This window comes from Mycobacterium marinum (assembly GCF_003391395.1).
GTDB lineage: Bacteria > Actinomycetota > Actinomycetes > Mycobacteriales > Mycobacteriaceae > Mycobacterium > Mycobacterium marinum.
Window position 1 is genome coordinate 5,328,493 of the sequence record NZ_CP024190.1, and the last position, 15,402, is coordinate 5,343,894.

Consider the following 15,402-nt stretch of genomic DNA (forward strand, 5'->3'; position numbering starts at 1 on the left):
GCGATAAGCTCGGTGCCGTGGCGTTCGCGGTACAGGGCTCGCTATTCGAGCACAACGAGCGAAGACAACTCGGCGACGGCGCCTTCATCGATATCCGCGCGAACTGGCTCAGAGCCGGCGATGACCTGCTGGAGGCGTTGATCTCGCGCGTCCCTTGGCGATCCGAGCGGCGCCAGATGTATGACCGGGTGGTGGAGGTGCCCCGGCTGGTCAGTTTTCATGACCTGATGATCGAAAAGCCGCCGCACCCCGAGCTTGCCCGGATGCGGCGGCGGCTCAACGACATCTACGGTGGCGAACTGGGCGAGCCCTTCACCACCGTCGGACTGTGTTGCTATCGAGACGGTTCCGACAGCGTCGCCTGGCACGGCGACACGATCGGCCGCAGCAGCACCGAGGACACCATGGTCGCGATCGTCAGCCTTGGCGCCACCCGCATCTTCGCGATGCGCCCGCGCGGCGGTGGAGCGTCGTTGCGGCTTCCACTGGCGCATGGGGATCTGCTGGTGATGGGCGGATCATGTCAGCGCACCTGGGAGCATTCGGTGCCCAAGACATCAACCCCGGCGGGCCCGCGGGTCAGCATCCAGTTTCGGCCGCGCGGCGTGCGCTAGCGGTGCCGGCGAACCTCAGCAACCTCAATGACGCACCGCTTGCACCGCTTTGACGAGTAGGTCGCGGGCGCGGTGGGTGTCTACCGGCGCCACGTTCTGGCCCGGGACGACGAGCGGATTGGCGATGACGTTGAGCTGATAGTCACCGAATTGCGCGGAGAAATCGTAAAGCTCGCCGGTGTGCGCCGATCCGTCCACCAGGGCCTGAAGCACGCGATGCACACCGAGTGTGTGCACCCCCTCGATGTGCGGGGCTTCGACCACCTCAATGCCGCCGCGTACCCCGGCACCGGAGAAAGCGATCTTGGCGCACTCCTTACCCGGGTCATTGGTCGGCAGGGTCTGCGAGGTCTCCACCGCGATGACGACGAATCGATTGCCATTGCCTTCGGCGGTGACAGCGGCCATATTGCCCTGCAAACCGGGTGGCAGCGGTGGCCCCACGGCCGCTGTCGCGCAGATGGCCGGATCGAAGGTCAGTCCGTCGGGCAATTTGCGGGCGGCAAAGAACTGTGGATCGATAGCCCGGGGCGGGATCTCGCTGACTTTGAAGTCCGGTCCGAAACTCGACTTGAGCTCCGTGACTCGGGAGATGTCGGCCGTCATCGAAGGCGCGGCTCCGTGCGAACACCCGACAAGCAAGCACACCAATCCGAGCGCCAGCGCCACCTTCGACATCGTGGCTACCCTACCCAACACGAAGGGTCAGCTTCGTAACATTGCCACCGTTTTGACCAGCAGATCCGCGGCGAACTGCGGCGGCAGCGGCGGCAGCACCGAACCCGGGTCGGTGGTCACTGCGGTGAACGCATAGTAGTCGCCCAGATAGGCGGTGAACGTGTATGTCTGCGAGTCGATTTCGGTGCCGGCTTCCACCGGTGTCCGAACCCTGGCAACCATGCCCAGCGTTCGGGCGCCCTCGATGCGGGGAGCTTCGACCAGCTCGACGTTGGCCCGGGTGCTCCCGTCGGACATGGTCCATTGCGCACACTCAGCGACCACGCTGTCGTCCACGATCACCGGGCCCAACGGCACCGAGACCACCACCGCATTGACGATGCCGCCGGCGCCCGAACCGGACACCCCCTGGGCGAACTGGTCGCGCCCATCGCCCGGATCGGCAAGCGTCGCGCATCGCGCCGGCGTGGCGGTCGCACCGGCCCCCAGATGCCAGAGCGCGCGCGGTGGCGCGCCTTCGGGGACATCACTGCCCACTTCGTAGCCGGGCGGCAGTTCGCGGGCGACCCGCTTGATGTTGGCGGGGTTGATGACGGCGGAGCGCGCCGCCGGGGAGGATCGCACCGGCACGATCACCGGCGCCGGGGACCGCGCGCATGAGCCCACCAGCAGGATGGCCAGCAGACCGATCCAGAGCGGGCGCATGACCGTTCATATCACGCCGCGTGGGCCCCGTCAGGGGGTTCGCCGGTGCTTGAGTCCGCACCGGCCCCCGATCAGCTCACCGCCTCGATCACCTGGCGCGCGACGCGCCTGATCTGGCCGGCCATCTCGCGCCCGAAGCCCAGATCGCGCGGGCCGGGCACATCGATGACCGTGGTGATGACCCCGACGTCCTCGCGCTGCCAGACCGCGCCGTGGCGGTCCATGATGGTTCGCATCGGCAGGTTGTCGGCGAGCATCCGCGCGGAAAACCTGGCCACACCGTCGACGCGGGCGGCGACGGCTAGGGCGCCGATCAGAAAGCTGCCGATGCCCTTGCCCTGGTAGGCGTCGGCGACGGTGAAGGCGATCTCGGCAACGGCCGGATCGACGCTGTCGCGGATGAAGCGTGCGTCGGCCACCGGATCACTGCCGTCGACCATCACCCAGACGAAGTGGTCCACGTAGTCGACCTCGGATAGGTAGTGCATCATCGCCAAATCGGGCACCCGGGCCGACATGAATCGCCGGTAGATCGTCTCGCTGGAGAAATGAACGTGCCCGTGCACGGTGCGTTCACTGTCGCCGGGCAGGACTGGGCGCAACATCAGCTGCGTGCCATCGCGCAATGGCACCGGGATCGGGGTGATGAAGGCGGCCAATCGCTGGCGGACGGTGCGCACCAACCGATCCATGATGCCGGGTATGTGAACCATCAGGTCAAAGGCGTCGGTGCCGCCGATCCAGCCGGTCAGCGGCTCGACCGTGGTGACGGTCGCGGTGCGCGGGACGTTACGCAACAGCGCGATTTCGCCGACGATCATGCCTGGCAACGCCTGCTCGACGATCACCACGCCGTCGTCGCCAACGTGGATGACCTCGGCGCTGCCCGACGAGATGAGCAGGAATGAGACCGCCTGCTCACCCTGGCGCATCAGGATCTGCCCGGCCACCGCCCGCAGCGGCGCAAGGCGGGCCGCCAAGGGCATGAGGTCCTGCGCCGCGCATCCGGCAAAGATGTCCATGCCCGCGAGTTCTCCTACCCACGCGCCGGTCACTTCGGCCATCCCGTCCAATCCGCCACAGCGCCAAGCAGGGCTCGCCGTCCGCTCCGACCCAGGTTATGGCGTTGCGTGCCACCGCGGCAATACGCCACCGGCGCCCTTTGGCCCGGCACCGGCGAGTCGGGCCGGACTCGGCATCAGAATGGGCAGATGGACCAGACACCAGGGCACCGGCTATGAGTGCCACCCCAGATCCGCGCGAGGTGACCCGCGGCCTGCTCACCGAGCCCTGCGATCTACGGCACGGCTTCCTCGACGTGCTGGGTGAATCCACCAGTTCACCCGTTCCCACGGTTGCCCAACGGGCCATGAACAGTCGCTTCGTCGCGACCGTGTACGAGCGGTTATGGCGTCCGACGGCCTTCTACCTCGCCAGCGGCGTCACCACACGAGCCGAGCAACACCGGGCGGCGGCGGCGTTGCATCTGTCGACCGCCCACCGCCTACTCGACGTCGCCTGCGGCCCAGGAAATTTCACCGCCCCGTTGGTCAAGCAGCTGCCGGCCGGAAGCCTGGCGGTGGGGCTCGATATTTCCGAGCCGATGTTGACTCGGGCGGTGCTGGACAACAGCGGACCGCAGACCTGTTATGTGCGCGGCGACGCCCGCATGTTGCCGTTCGACGACGAAACGTTTGACGCTGTTTGCTGTTTCGGCGCGCTGTACCTGATGCCCGAGCCGTTCCGGATCGCCCGCGAGATGGTCCGGGTGCTAGGCCCCGGCGGCCGCATCGCGATTCTCACCACCTACTCCGGGCAGCGGGCACCGATCCGCCACGCGCTCGATGCCGCGGCCGGCGCTATCGGGCTCACCATGTTCGACCAGGACAGCTTCGTCGACATGTTCTCCTCAGCCGGTCTGGTCGACATCGACCAGCAGACCCAACGTGGGCTGCAGTTCGTGGTCGCCGCAAAGCCGAAGTAGGCCCGACGCACGGTGGCGAACCAGGCCGGCCCGCACTACGAGGCGACCTGGCAAACACCGAGCAGCCGCGCCACCGGGGCGCCGGCCTCGTATTCCAGAATCCAGGGATCGCTGCCACCGGGCCGCTCGGAGGTGAGCTTGATCATCACGGGCTGCCCGGTGCGCCGGGACATCTGGGTGCAATCGACCTGGAACAAGCGGTAGTCGCCGCGGTGCTCGACGGCCAGCGAAAAACCCGGCTCCACGGATTCAACGGGCACCATCTGCAGGTAGTACTTCGTGCTCATGCCAGCGACCCTAGGACCGATGCGATCCTGAGCCGCCCGGCAAAACACCGTCTTAGCAAATGCTCAGCTGAATTTTGGATCATCATCAGACTTGGCGCCCGGGCCGTGTCGTGACTACGACGAGGGCGGCGACAGCACGTGGATGACGTCGCGCAGCGGCTCAGGGGAAGTCGCCAACGCGCCGGTGAACGGATGGCCGAGCTCCAGTAACAAGAACAGGTTCACCGCCACCAGGACCCCCACGGTAGCGACCAAGGTGTAGTGAATGCGGGGCTGTTCGACGCCGAAGACGATCGAGCAGCCCAACACCAGCCCACTGGTCAGCAGGATGACCGACCACAACAGCCAGGACGGCCCCTCCTCGGTGCGAGCTTGAATCACCCGTTCCACCCGAGCCTGGTACATCTTTTCCAGGTTTCTGAAAGATGCGGCGAGAAAAATCTTTTGGGTGTCATCGCGCGGTTGCACCTGCTGGTAGGCGGCATAGAGGTCCTGCAGAGTGGAGTCCGCCTGCGGGTAGTCGGATCCGCTTGCGGCGATGGGCCATTCCGTCACGGCGGCGCGCTCGTACTGCAGCAGGGCGAGCCGGATCCGGTCGCGGTCGGCGGTGTCGAAAACGGTGGGGTCTCGCGCCAGCTGGATCGCCGCCGCACCCTCGCTGCGGGCCTGACCATCCTCGTTGTTGATCTGACTCCAGAGCGCCGACACCATGAATCCCACAAAGAAGGCATAGACGAATCCGATTACGCCGTAAGCGAATCGGGTGGCATCGTTGTGTGCGTCCTGGGTTAGTTTCGGGAACCGGCGCCGCACGATCATCTGGATCAGCACCGCCCCGCCCGCCACCAGGATGACCAGGGCGACCAGCAGCAGCCATGCCGGGATGTTGATCACTACCCAACGACTCACCATCGCGGGCCTCCGAGAACGACACAGGGTGGACACGCAGGCAGGCATTTCGACTTCATGCGCGGATCACCAGTAGCGTTCATCATCATGCTCGACATCTTGGACATTCGGTGACAGTCGCCGCGTTTATCCTCGGCATCGTCGCGACCGTACTGGCGGTGGCGTCGATTACCTGGCAGGCGATGTTGCTACGGGGCGCACGGCCGAGGTTGACGCCGATAGTCGGTCTGCTGACACCCGACGGTTTGGTGACCAACGACGCCGGCTGCGACGTCCGCGAGTCCTTGGCGTCCGCCGCGGAGAAACTGCACTCCGGCCCGTTTTTCATCGGCGTCAAGGTGGTCAACAGCGCGCGAACACCGTGCCTGGTAACCGGCTGGGCGATACGCGCCGATCCTAGCGGCACATCATTGGTGCCGGTCGATCCACCGATCGGCGGTACCGAAGTGCCGCACGAGATTCCACCCGGCGCGAGCGCCATCTTCCTCACCGAGTTGCACCGCGCACACCGCTTCGCGGCGGCCACCGAACGTGTCGAGGATCAACCCCCGCGCATCGCGCTTACCGTGTCGGCCGGTGGACGTACCTATGCGACCCGGCCGGTCGCGCCCGCCTTGTTCTCGCTCAGCGCGCAGACAACGGCTTGACCGCCCTGAGGCCCGCTCCCGCGCCGGCAGTTCGAACAGCCTGGCGATGACGTGGCACGCACAGCGGGTTTTGCAAAAACTAGTTAAGTTTTTGGTTGATCCGATATTCTGAACGCAGAAATTTACGGGCGCGACTAATAGATCGTATCTGGACGCCGACGGCCAGACTGGATCATACACCTCGCCCGCCTCGCGTCGGAAGGGATGGGCAGGGGGTCATGCCATCACGACCATCACAAAACCGGCTGCTCCGACAGCGTCAGTGCTAGCAGCCTCGCGCTTCGGGTCGAGCCTAGCGACCACGAGCTGAGGCATGAAGTGATTGATTTTGGCGCCCTGCCGCCGGAGATCAACTCCGCGCGGATCTACGCCGGGCCCGGCCCCGGATCGCTGTCGGCGGCCGCGGTGAGCTGGGCGAGCCTGGCCGCCGAATTGCAGACCGCCGCGAGTTATTACCAATCGGTGGTCTCGGGACTAACCAGTGGCGGCTGGTTGGGACCGGCATCGCTATCCATGGCGTCTGCGTTCTGGCCGTATGTGACGTGGACGTCCATGGTTGCCACCCAGGCCGGCGAGGCCGCCAACCAGGCCGCGCTGGCCGTGACAGCCTACGAAACCGCCCTGGCAATGACCGTGCCACCACCAGTGGTGGCCGCCAACCGGGTCCAGCTGGCAACACTGACCGCCACCAACTTCTTCGGCCAGAATTCGCCGGCAATCGCGGCCACCGAGGCCGCATACAGCGAGATGTGGGCGCAAGACGCGTTGGCGATGTATGACTACGCGGCAAACTCGGCAAGCGCGTGCGCGCTGACGGTGCTGAACTCGCCGCCGGAGGTCGTCAATCCGGCTGGGGCGGCCACCCAAACCACCGCGGTCACCCAGGCAACCGCCGCCTCGGGAGCCCAGGCCGCCGCGGTCGCGGGAACAGATCAATTGTCGCTGGCCGGATTGGTTTCCGCGGTTCCCACCATGCTCGGCGGGCTCGCATCACCCACCTCCGCGCTTACCGCGGCGACGTCGTCGCTACTCCCCGAACTCGGCACCACCCCGATCTACGCCCTGCCGAGCTATTTCATGGCGGCCGGCACCCCGCTTTATGCGATGTCGTCCATCCTGGGAATGGCACAGACCGCACAGGGCTTGGCGAACGGAGCTGCCGCGGCCGTGCAGGGGGCGGCGGCGGGGGCGGCCAGCTCGGGGGCGAGCGCGCTCGGATCGTTGGGATCGGGCGTGGTGGGCGGCCTGGGCAACGCCGCCTCACTGGGCCCGTTGTCGGTACCGGCCAGCTGGACCAGCGTCATCCCAACGCTGAACGGGGGCGCGATTTCCGGGCTACCCAACGCCGGGCTCGACGCCGCCAACGCGGCGCCAACAGTCCTTGGCGCGGCGCCGCGGGGCGCGTTGGCCGGCGCGCCCAGATCACCCGGGCCCCGATACGGCGTGGTCCCCACGATCATGTCGCGGCCGCCCTCTGGCGGGTACGCGTAAGCCCCGCCATGAGCAGCGGGCGGCTGACTTCCCGGATTACGTCGGGGATGGTGCACGCGGTGACCGCAATCGCACGGTGCCGGTCGCCGCACCCTGTTCCGGAAGGAGCGGCGAGTGACACTCGAGGCCACCGCGGGCGCGGTCGCGATAGCCGCACCCCTGCCGGGCGAGACGGGAAGCGCGAGAACATGAACCAGGGCATCCGGTCTGCGCCCGCTGTGCGAATGGCCGTCAGCGGCACCATCGTCGAGCGCCGCGAGTTCGATGAGGTGCTGTCGATCATCGCGTCACGCCTGCAATCCACCTCCCGGGGGTGCCTCTCGGTGGGCTCGGTGAATCTCGACCACCTGTTCCATTTCCGCAAAATCGCGGCCGCGCCCCGCGGTCGGCTGGAATGGCTGCTGCTGGCCGACGGCATGCCGATCGCATGGCGGGGCAAGCTGCTCACGGGCGAGCCATGGCCCCGGATCACCGGGGCCGACCTACTCCCCAGCCTGTTGGAGTTGGCCGAGCGCTCGGGTCAGCGCGTCGGCTTTTTTGGCGGCAGCGCCGGGACCCATCGGCTGCTCGCCGAGTCCTTGGCGACGCGGCACCCGGCGCTGGCAATTGCGGGCATGTGGGCGCCGACCGCCGAGGACATCGAATCATCGTCAGAACACCTGGCGGCCGCTATCCGCAACGCGCGCACCGACATCCTGATCGTCAGCTTGGGCAAACCTCGCCAGGAACGGTGGGTCGACCAGTACGGCTGCGCGACCGGGGCCCGGGTTTTCCTGCCGTGCGGCGGTGCCATTGATTTCCTGGCCGGCGCCACCAACCGAGCCCCCGGTTGGATGCAGAAAGCCGGCCTGGAATGGCTATACCGGTTGGCCAGCGAGCCCCGCCGGTTGGCCCGCCGTTATCTGTTGCAGGGCCCCATTGCCTTGCTCCGCGCGGCGCGCGCGCAGTTGATCTACTACCCCCACACCTACTGCGGGGGCCCGCCATCGAGTGATCATGTCGACATCCCAGCCTCCGTCCGCGACACCACCCAGCCCGAACCAGCGACTGCATAAGGGAAAGCGGGCCAGCGTGACCTCGTTGCTGCACGGGCGAACCGGTGATTGTCCGGCAACTCCGGATCCCATGGGCTCGCCCAATCGCGACACGGTGCGGCGCTGGCGGCTGCAGTATTCACGCCGTCTGCGCATCACCGACTCGGCGATCGTCTTCGCGGCGGTCATGCTCGCGCAATACGTGCGATTCGGCGATTCACCGAACAGATCGGGCTACCCGGGCCCGGTCATGACGCTGTTCTCGGTTCTGTTCGCGGCACTGTGGCTGTCGTGTCTGGCGATCTTCAACACGAGATCACAGCACGTCATCGGGGTGGGAATCGACGAATACCGCCGAATCAGCAGCGCATCATTCTGGACATTCGGGGCCATCGCAATGGTCACCCTGCTCGCCAAGATCGACCTGGCCCGCGGCTATCTGGCGGTCGCCCTGCCGGTCGGCACCATCGCATTGCTGGCGAGTCGCAACGGGTGGCGCAAGTATGTCGGCCGCAAACGCGCTCGGGGCCAATGCCAGACGATCGCACTGGCTATCGGTGACCGGCCAGGGGTTTCGCGCCTCATCCATGAACTGGTCCGCAATCCGCGCGACGGCTACTCCGTTGTCGGGGTCTGCATACCGGGTTCGGGGGCGCCGCGCGGCGACGTGCTGCAGGTCGAAGGCCGCAAAGTCCCGATCCTTGGTGACGAATCCCACGCCGTGGCGGCGATCGACGAATGCGGCGCAGACACGGTGGTGGTGACCCAGACCGAGCAGTTCGGCGTGCACGCGATCAGGAACCTGATCTGGCAGCTGGAGACACTGGACGTGGACCTGGTGGTGTCGCCGGGGGTGATGGACATCGCGCAGGCCCGGCTGACCCTGCGCCCCGTGGCCGGCTTCCCGCTGCTGCATGTCGAAAAACCGCAATACTCAGGGGCGCAACGGTTTCAGAAACGAGCCTTCGACTTCTGCTTCGCACTGACAGCTCTGATCGCCGCATCGCCACTGCTCATCGCCGCCGCCGTCGCTATCAAGCTGACCAGCAAGGGGCCGGTCTGCTACCGCGCCGAACGCATAGGCATCAATGGCCAGCCCTTCACCATGCTTAAACTTCGAACGATGGTGGTGGGTGCCGACAGCCAAATCGACGGCCTGGTTTCGCTGAATGAGGGCGCCGGCGGCATTCTGTTCAAGATGCGCGACGATCCGCGGGTCACACGGATCGGCCGAATCCTTCGCAGATTCAGCATCGATGAGATTCCGCAGTTCATCAACGTGGTCAAGCGGGACATGAGCGTGGTCGGGCCCCGGCCGCCGCTGAGTCGAGAAGTCGACAGCTACGACGGTGATGTCCGGCGGCGGCTGTTGGTGAAGCCGGGCGTTACCGGAATATGGCAGGTCAGCGGCCGGTCCCAACTCTCCTGGGAAGAATCGGTCCGGTTGGATCTGTCCTATGTCGACAACTGGTCGATGGCAGGTGATCTCATGATCATCGCCAAAACGGTGAAGGCCGTTCTGGCCAGCCGCGGCGCCTACTAGGTGGCCCGCGAACCATGACCGAACCGACGGTGCCCAGCCCGGTTGTGCCGTCCGTGCCGGTAGCACGTTTGGCGCAGGCGTTCTCGATCCAGCTCATCTGCCGGATACTCGGGATGCTGGCCTCGGTGGTCTCGGTGATGCTGACCGCGCGCTATCTCGGGCCCGGCCGTTACGGCCAGCTCACCATTGCGGTGGCGTTCATCGGAATGTGGGCGAGCCTGGTGGATCTCGGTATCGGCCGGGTCATCGTGCGCCGCGTCACCTCGTCCCCCGACGATCTGGAACGCCTGGTCCGGATCTACAACGGCCTGTCCCTGGTCTATTGCATTCCGCTGACCCTGGTGGCGGCGGGATCTGGATTGCTGGTGTATCACGACCACGAGGTGCGAGCCATGCTCGTGGTGCTCTCGTGCCAGCTGCTCATCGTGACGATGCTGACGCGACTGGAACCGGTGTTCCTGGTCACCGTGCGGTTCACCGCCGTGGCCGTCTCCGACGTCGTCGGCCGGTTGGCGACGCTGGGCGTGATCAGCTTTCTGGTGGCCAGCCGAGCCGATGTCATCTGGTTCGCGGTACCGCAACTCATTCAGACGGCGCTGCAGTTGCTGATCCAGAGCCGCGCCGCGTCCCAGCGGGTCCGGCTGCGCCCCATCCTCGCGCTGCGAGAGGCCGCAGATCTCTTGCGGGAGAGCCTTTTTCCAATGGGCGTCACGGTCATCACCGTGCTGTACTGGCGCGTTGACGGGGTGATCCTGTCCCTGCTGAACACCCATTCCGAGGTCGGCGTTTACGGGTTGGCCTCCTCGATCGCACTCAACACCCTGGTTTTGTCGGTGTTCTTCCTCAAGTCCACGCTCTCCACCGCGACCGAACTGTATTCCCGCGACCTGGCGGCATTCGCCGGCTTTATGCGCCGCAGCGTCGAGCTGATGTATTTCCTTGCCGTGCCGATCGCCGTGGTCGGCGTGCTGGTGGCGCAACCCCTGATCAGGCTGCTGGGCAGCCAGGCGTTCGTCAGCCGCGGTACGCCCACGCTGGCCTTGCTGTTCATCGCGGTGGGGCTACGCTTCATCGCTACCACCCTCGGCGAGGGTCTGTTCGCCAGCCATAGTCAGCGGTTCTGGTTCTGGCTGTCGGTCGCCACCCTCACACTCAACATCGTCCTCAATCTCGCCCTGGATGGGCGCTTGGGCGCCGTGGGAGCCGGCATCGCGCTGGTGTGTACCGAGTTGTTCAACATGACGATCGCCAGTTGGTGGCTGCATCGTCAGTGCGGCTACCACACACCGGTGCTGTTCTTGCTGCGGTTATCGGTCCCGACGGCGGCCAGCGTCGCGGTGGTCCTACTCCTGGCCGGTCATCACGTCATCGTCGTGCTGGCCGCCGCCGCAGTCGCCTATCTGGCCATCAACGCGGCCATCGGCCCGCTCACCTGGTCGACCATGGCCTCGTTACGGCCCAATGCGCAGCCCGAGCAGCTCACGCCATGACCGACGAGATGGACCGCGCGTATCTGCAGCGCCCGGTCGGCGACCCGGCCCCGCTACCCGCCGAGCGCTCGCTGGCGGTCCTGATCGTGATCGAGAACGGCCACGACCCGGTGCAGAGCTGCCTGCACAGCGTCGCGGAGCAGCTGCCCGGGCTCCCGGTCTACGTGTACGACAACAGTGCTCAGGGATATCCCGGCCGGCAAGAACTAGCCGCCGGCCACCCAGCGGTGCACTGGATCTCGGGTCCGGCCGACGTCGGCTTCGCCGCGGCCTGCAACGCGTTGGCGCGGCAGTCGCCCGGCGATAGCGATCTCCTGCTACTCAAGGCCGATGCCCGGCTGCGGGGGCCGTTGACCCGCACCAGACAGTTGCTGCGCCAACCGGGAGTGGCAGCGGTCTCGCCGCTGGTGCGCGACGAGGCGGCACCGGATCAGCCGCCATGGGACATCGCGACCCAGCGGTTGACACTGGTCCGGGGCGTGGTCGAAGCGACCGGATTGTCCAGCTCACTGCGGGCCACCCCCATCTCGCCCCTCTACCCCCAACGGCCCCGCGAATCACAAAGCGTCAGCGGCTATTTGAAGGCGACCTGCCTGGCCATCAGCCGTGCCGCGTGGAACGCCGTCGGCGGCTTCGACGAGGAGTACTTCAGCCACGGCGCCCCGGCCGATTGGCAAGCGCGTGCCCGCGCGGCGGGCTGGCGGGTGCTGCTGGCCGACGAACTCGGCGCCCAGCAGGGCGGCGCGCCGCCGACCGGCGCCGAAACCGGCCCGACCGTGACGGCCGGCGAACGCCGCCGCACTCGAGACGTGATCCGCGCCAACGACGCGCTACTGCTCGAGCATCAGTGCAGCGTGCATCACGCGGACGCGTACTTGGCCACCACCAAGGTGCTGCAGCGACTGCGCCGGGCCCAGCGCCGCGCGATCCGCAATACGGGTGCCGGCAAGCGCCGCCCGGCGATCGTGATCGCCACCAACCGATTGGTCTACGGCGGCGCCGAGCGGCAAAAGGCATTGCTGGCAGCGGAATTGGACCGCCGCGGCTACCCCGTCACCATCGTGTGCGTGCAGCGGTTCGGCCCGCTGATCAAGGAGATCCCGGACACCGTCCGCGTGGTGCGCCAACCCTGGTGGGCACCGATCGTCGACGTTGGGCCGGGTCCGGCCGTGCTGATCAGCGGTGACACCAACACCGAGACCGGCTTCGCCACGCTGTGGCGCGCGGCCGGCCGCCGGCGGCGCTGGCTGGTCGCGGCCCACATCCCGCCACTCGAGGATGGGCCCATCTATTCCCGGCCGCTGACCGCCGCGATGCGCCGTGCGGACGGTTTCATCGTGCTGGCACAACGCCATTGGGACATGTTGACCCCCTACCATCGCCTTGGCGGACCACGGTTCGTCGCACCCAACGGCGTTGCGGTGACCGACCGCCCGGCCGGTCGCAGCAGGCCGGCCGGCGCACCGCCGCATCTGGTCATGCTTTCGCGCATCGTCGAGCACAAGAACCCGCATCTGCTGATCGAAGCGCTCAGCGGGATTACCGAACTACCTTGGACTCTTTCCATTTTCGGTGACGGACCGGACCGCGAGCGGTTGCAGGCCCGCACTCCCGAACGGCTGCGTGATCGCGTCCATTGGCGCGGCTGGTCACCCGGGCCCGGGCCGGCTCTTGCCGATGCCGACCTGCTCTGCGTACCGAGCCGCTCAGAGGCGTTCCCACTGGTGATTCTCGAAGCGATGGCACGGGCGGTACCGGTCGCGGCGTCCGCGATTTGCGCCGTCCCGGAGATGCTGGATTTCGGCGGGGCGGGCTTTGTCGTCGAACCGGTGACGGTGTCGGCCTGGCAAGAGCGGCTGGCCCAGATCCTGGCTGACCCAGGCGGGCTGCCCGCCGTCGGACAACGCGGTTTCGCGCGCATGCGCAAGCACTACACGGTGGCCGCGATGACCGACGCCTACCTGGACGCCATCCACGCGGTGCTATGAACTCGCTTCGTCTGCTTTGGCTTTCACCGTGGATGCGGCCGCTGGCACGAATCCAGGCGGAGGCGCTGCGCAGCCGCGGGATCGACGTACTGCTGGTGACCACCGACCAACATCCCGAGTCGGACGCGGCCCGCGACTACGAGGTGGTGCTTGATCCGCGGTTGCGTGCGGCCGCCAGCTGGCCCGCGGGCGTCGCGGCCGGGCGCCGAGTGCGCGGGTACCGCCCGCACGTGGTGATCGCCGAGTTGGTTCGCGATCCGCGCTGGATCGCACTGGCCGGGCCGGCTCCTCGCATTCAGCTGGTGCACGACGACCGCCCGCACGACACGGCCGAACACCGGCGCGCCTACGAAAGTGCGATATTCGACCGCTGGAGCGCCCGTTCGGCGGCGACCATCACCTACAGCGACTATGTTGCCGGAGCGGTCGCCACCCGCCGTGATGTCGCCGGCACACCGGTGCACGTGGTGCCCCTCACCAGTGACCTGGACCCCACACTGGTTCCGCCACTCGTGGGCCCCGAGGACCGTCACGACTTCGTCATGATCGGCCGGCTGCACCCCTACAAGAACGCCGATGTGGTGCTCGAGGCTTGGCAACGCCATGTCGGCGGAAACGGCTGGCGCGGCGACGATCTGCTACTCATCGGTGGACCATTCGATGCCCGCGCCCTGCCCGAGCACACCCGCTGGCTGCCCGGCGACTACCGCTACTGCGACGTTGTCGCGACCCTGGCCGCCGCGAAGGCCTCGGTTGCCCACTACCGTCGCGCGTCACAAAGCGGCGTACAGGTGCTTTCAATGCAGCTGGGCGTCACACCCATCGTGTCGAACGCCGGCGGCCTGCCCGAATACCAGCCGCCCGGCTGCCCGCCGGTCGGCATCGACGATGTCCGCGGCCTCGCCGCCGCCTTCGACACGCTCGCCGAGCCGCTCACCGCGGCGCGCCACGGTGCCACCGCGGCGCGCTACTACCAGCAGCGCTTCGCCGTCGACCGGGCCGCGCAAGCGTTGCTGGCCGTCATCGAGGAAGTGGCCACCCGGCGGCCCTAGAGCGGGCCGCGATCTCATTTCTCGGCCACCACCGAAATGGTGCCCGAGAAAACACCCAGCTTGCAGAGCATGTTTGCACAAAGACGGCGCAGCCAGTGGGCGCGCAACCCGCACAACACCTTCTCCACGAATAGCACCATCCGCAGAAACAGGACTCCCACCCGCTCGGGTTCGGCGAGCTTCCTTGCCCCCACAGCGACGAGCAGAAGCCGGAACCTTCGTGGCACAAATCCGTAGCGCACCGAGCTGAAGCCGGCCCGCTTCGTGACCGCAACGATTTCGCGGCAGTCATATTCTTTGAGGTGCATTCCCTCCGGCGCGGCGCGTTTGAACACGCGCGAGACGTCGTGCGGCCCGGTGTATTTACTGGGCGTGTTGAATATGTAGCGCCCACCCGTCTTCAATATGCGATGGACGCTGCGCAGGTGGGTCTGCAGGTCATCGGGATGTAGGTGCTCGATCACCTGGTCCGAGACCACCACCTCGTAGGTCTGCGCGGGCTCGAACCGATCCAGATGGACTCCGTCGGATACTCCCCAGGACAGGTTCTCGTGCGAGTCCGAGAGCAGCGCGGGTCCACGTTCGCGGGTGATCTCCGTGGCCTTGCAGTCATAGCCGCTGAGGGCCAGGAACGAGATGAGACCGGCTTTGCCCGAACCGATTTCGTATATCGACTGCGGCGGTGGCCCGATGAGTTCCAGCCATCGTCCGAATCGCTCTTGTGCAGATGCAGATGCAGATGACGCGGTGTCGGAGAACTCGTTGAGCCACGTCAACTCGGTGTACAGACGCGTGTAGCACCGGTCGAACGTTTCCCATCGGGTTTCGGGATCCGATTGCAGCAGCTCGCGCGTGAGCCGCTTCTCCAAGTTCCAATGCTCCAGGATCATGCGTTCGGTGATATCCGCCTCGGCCGCAATGCCGTACGTTTGCTTGTAGCGCGCGATTAACTTGTCGCCCCGCGGTTCCACAAAAGCTAT

General features: G+C 66.6%; 15 protein-coding genes. 9 read left to right on the plus strand and 6 right to left on the minus strand.

All coding sequences use genetic code 11. From position 1 onward, the window contains the following. Positions 1-17: 17 nt before the first annotated feature. A complete protein-coding gene (locus CCUG20998_RS22325) occupies positions 18-614 on the plus strand; it encodes an alpha-ketoglutarate-dependent dioxygenase AlkB (RefSeq protein WP_020729710.1) in 597 nt (198 codons plus the stop codon). A gap of 24 nt (positions 615-638) precedes the next feature. On the opposite strand, the gene CCUG20998_RS22330 is transcribed toward CCUG20998_RS22325, so the two are convergent. The 3 genes from CCUG20998_RS22330 to CCUG20998_RS22340 all read right to left on the minus strand — a co-directional run bounded on the left by CCUG20998_RS22330 (position 639) and on the right by CCUG20998_RS22340 (position 3,070). Next, the gene (locus CCUG20998_RS22330) at positions 639-1,292 is read right to left on the minus strand and encodes a DUF5642 family protein (RefSeq protein WP_020729709.1); all 654 of its coding nucleotides are present in this window, start codon (positions 1,290-1,292) and stop codon (positions 639-641) included. Between the two features lie 27 nt (positions 1,293-1,319). Then, complete coding sequence (locus tag CCUG20998_RS22335; RefSeq protein ID WP_020729708.1) at positions 1,320-1,997, minus strand: DUF5642 family protein; 678 nt, start codon at positions 1,995-1,997, stop codon at positions 1,320-1,322. 71 nt (positions 1,998-2,068) lie between these two features. Beyond that, the gene (locus tag CCUG20998_RS22340; RefSeq protein ID WP_103654079.1) at positions 2,069-3,070 is read right to left on the minus strand and encodes a GNAT family N-acetyltransferase; all 1,002 of its coding nucleotides are present in this window, start codon (positions 3,068-3,070) and stop codon (positions 2,069-2,071) included. A gap of 164 nt (positions 3,071-3,234) precedes the next feature. Between CCUG20998_RS22340 and CCUG20998_RS22345 the strand changes: the two genes are divergently transcribed. Next, positions 3,235-3,981 (plus strand): class I SAM-dependent methyltransferase, encoded by a 747-nt coding sequence (locus CCUG20998_RS22345; protein WP_020729706.1) that lies wholly within the window; start codon positions 3,235-3,237, stop codon positions 3,979-3,981. A gap of 35 nt (positions 3,982-4,016) precedes the next feature. Here CCUG20998_RS22345 and CCUG20998_RS22350 read toward each other — a convergent pair whose 3' ends face one another. Both CCUG20998_RS22350 and CCUG20998_RS22355 read right to left on the minus strand, forming a co-directional pair. Further along, a complete protein-coding gene (locus CCUG20998_RS22350; RefSeq protein ID WP_012396050.1) occupies positions 4,017-4,268 on the minus strand; it encodes a hypothetical protein in 252 nt (83 codons plus the stop codon). Between the two features lie 114 nt (positions 4,269-4,382). Then, positions 4,383-5,162 (minus strand): bestrophin-like domain, encoded by a 780-nt coding sequence (locus tag CCUG20998_RS22355; RefSeq protein WP_020729705.1) that lies wholly within the window; start codon positions 5,160-5,162, stop codon positions 4,383-4,385. 125 nt (positions 5,163-5,287) lie between these two features. Between CCUG20998_RS22355 and CCUG20998_RS22360 the strand changes: the two genes are divergently transcribed. The 7 genes from CCUG20998_RS22360 (at position 5,288) to CCUG20998_RS22390 (ending at position 14,422) form a co-directional block, all read left to right on the plus strand. Then, positions 5,288-5,824, plus strand: a complete 537-nt coding sequence (locus tag CCUG20998_RS22360) for a hypothetical protein (RefSeq protein ID WP_020729704.1) — start codon at positions 5,288-5,290, stop codon at positions 5,822-5,824. Positions 5,825-6,142: 318 nt separating this feature from the next. After that, the gene (locus CCUG20998_RS22365) at positions 6,143-7,315 is read left to right on the plus strand and encodes a PPE family protein (protein ID WP_038580673.1); all 1,173 of its coding nucleotides are present in this window, start codon (positions 6,143-6,145) and stop codon (positions 7,313-7,315) included. Positions 7,316-7,503: 188 nt separating this feature from the next. Next, positions 7,504-8,370, plus strand: a complete 867-nt coding sequence (locus tag CCUG20998_RS22370) for a WecB/TagA/CpsF family glycosyltransferase (protein WP_036456088.1) — start codon at positions 7,504-7,506, stop codon at positions 8,368-8,370. 16 nt (positions 8,371-8,386) lie between these two features. After that, positions 8,387-9,892 (plus strand): sugar transferase, encoded by a 1,506-nt coding sequence (locus CCUG20998_RS22375; protein ID WP_020729701.1) that lies wholly within the window; start codon positions 8,387-8,389, stop codon positions 9,890-9,892. Positions 9,893-9,906: 14 nt separating this feature from the next. Further along, on the plus strand, positions 9,907-11,382 hold the full coding sequence (locus CCUG20998_RS22380) for an oligosaccharide flippase family protein (RefSeq protein WP_020729700.1): 1,476 nt from the start codon (positions 9,907-9,909) through the stop codon (positions 11,380-11,382). Beyond that, positions 11,379-13,370 carry a glycosyltransferase gene (locus tag CCUG20998_RS22385; protein WP_103654070.1) on the plus strand — a complete coding sequence of 664 codons (1,992 nt, stop codon included), beginning with the start codon at positions 11,379-11,381 and terminating at the stop codon, positions 13,368-13,370. Before CCUG20998_RS22380 ends, CCUG20998_RS22385 begins: the two co-directional genes overlap by 4 nt. Then, complete coding sequence (locus CCUG20998_RS22390; protein WP_036456086.1) at positions 13,367-14,422, plus strand: glycosyltransferase family 4 protein; 1,056 nt, start codon at positions 13,367-13,369, stop codon at positions 14,420-14,422. Before CCUG20998_RS22385 ends, CCUG20998_RS22390 begins: the two co-directional genes overlap by 4 nt. A gap of 14 nt (positions 14,423-14,436) precedes the next feature. On the opposite strand, the gene CCUG20998_RS22395 is transcribed toward CCUG20998_RS22390, so the two are convergent. Next, entirely contained in the window at positions 14,437-15,393 is a 957-nt protein-coding gene (locus CCUG20998_RS22395) for a class I SAM-dependent methyltransferase (RefSeq protein WP_020729697.1), read from the minus strand. Positions 15,394-15,402: the final 9 nt, after the last annotated feature.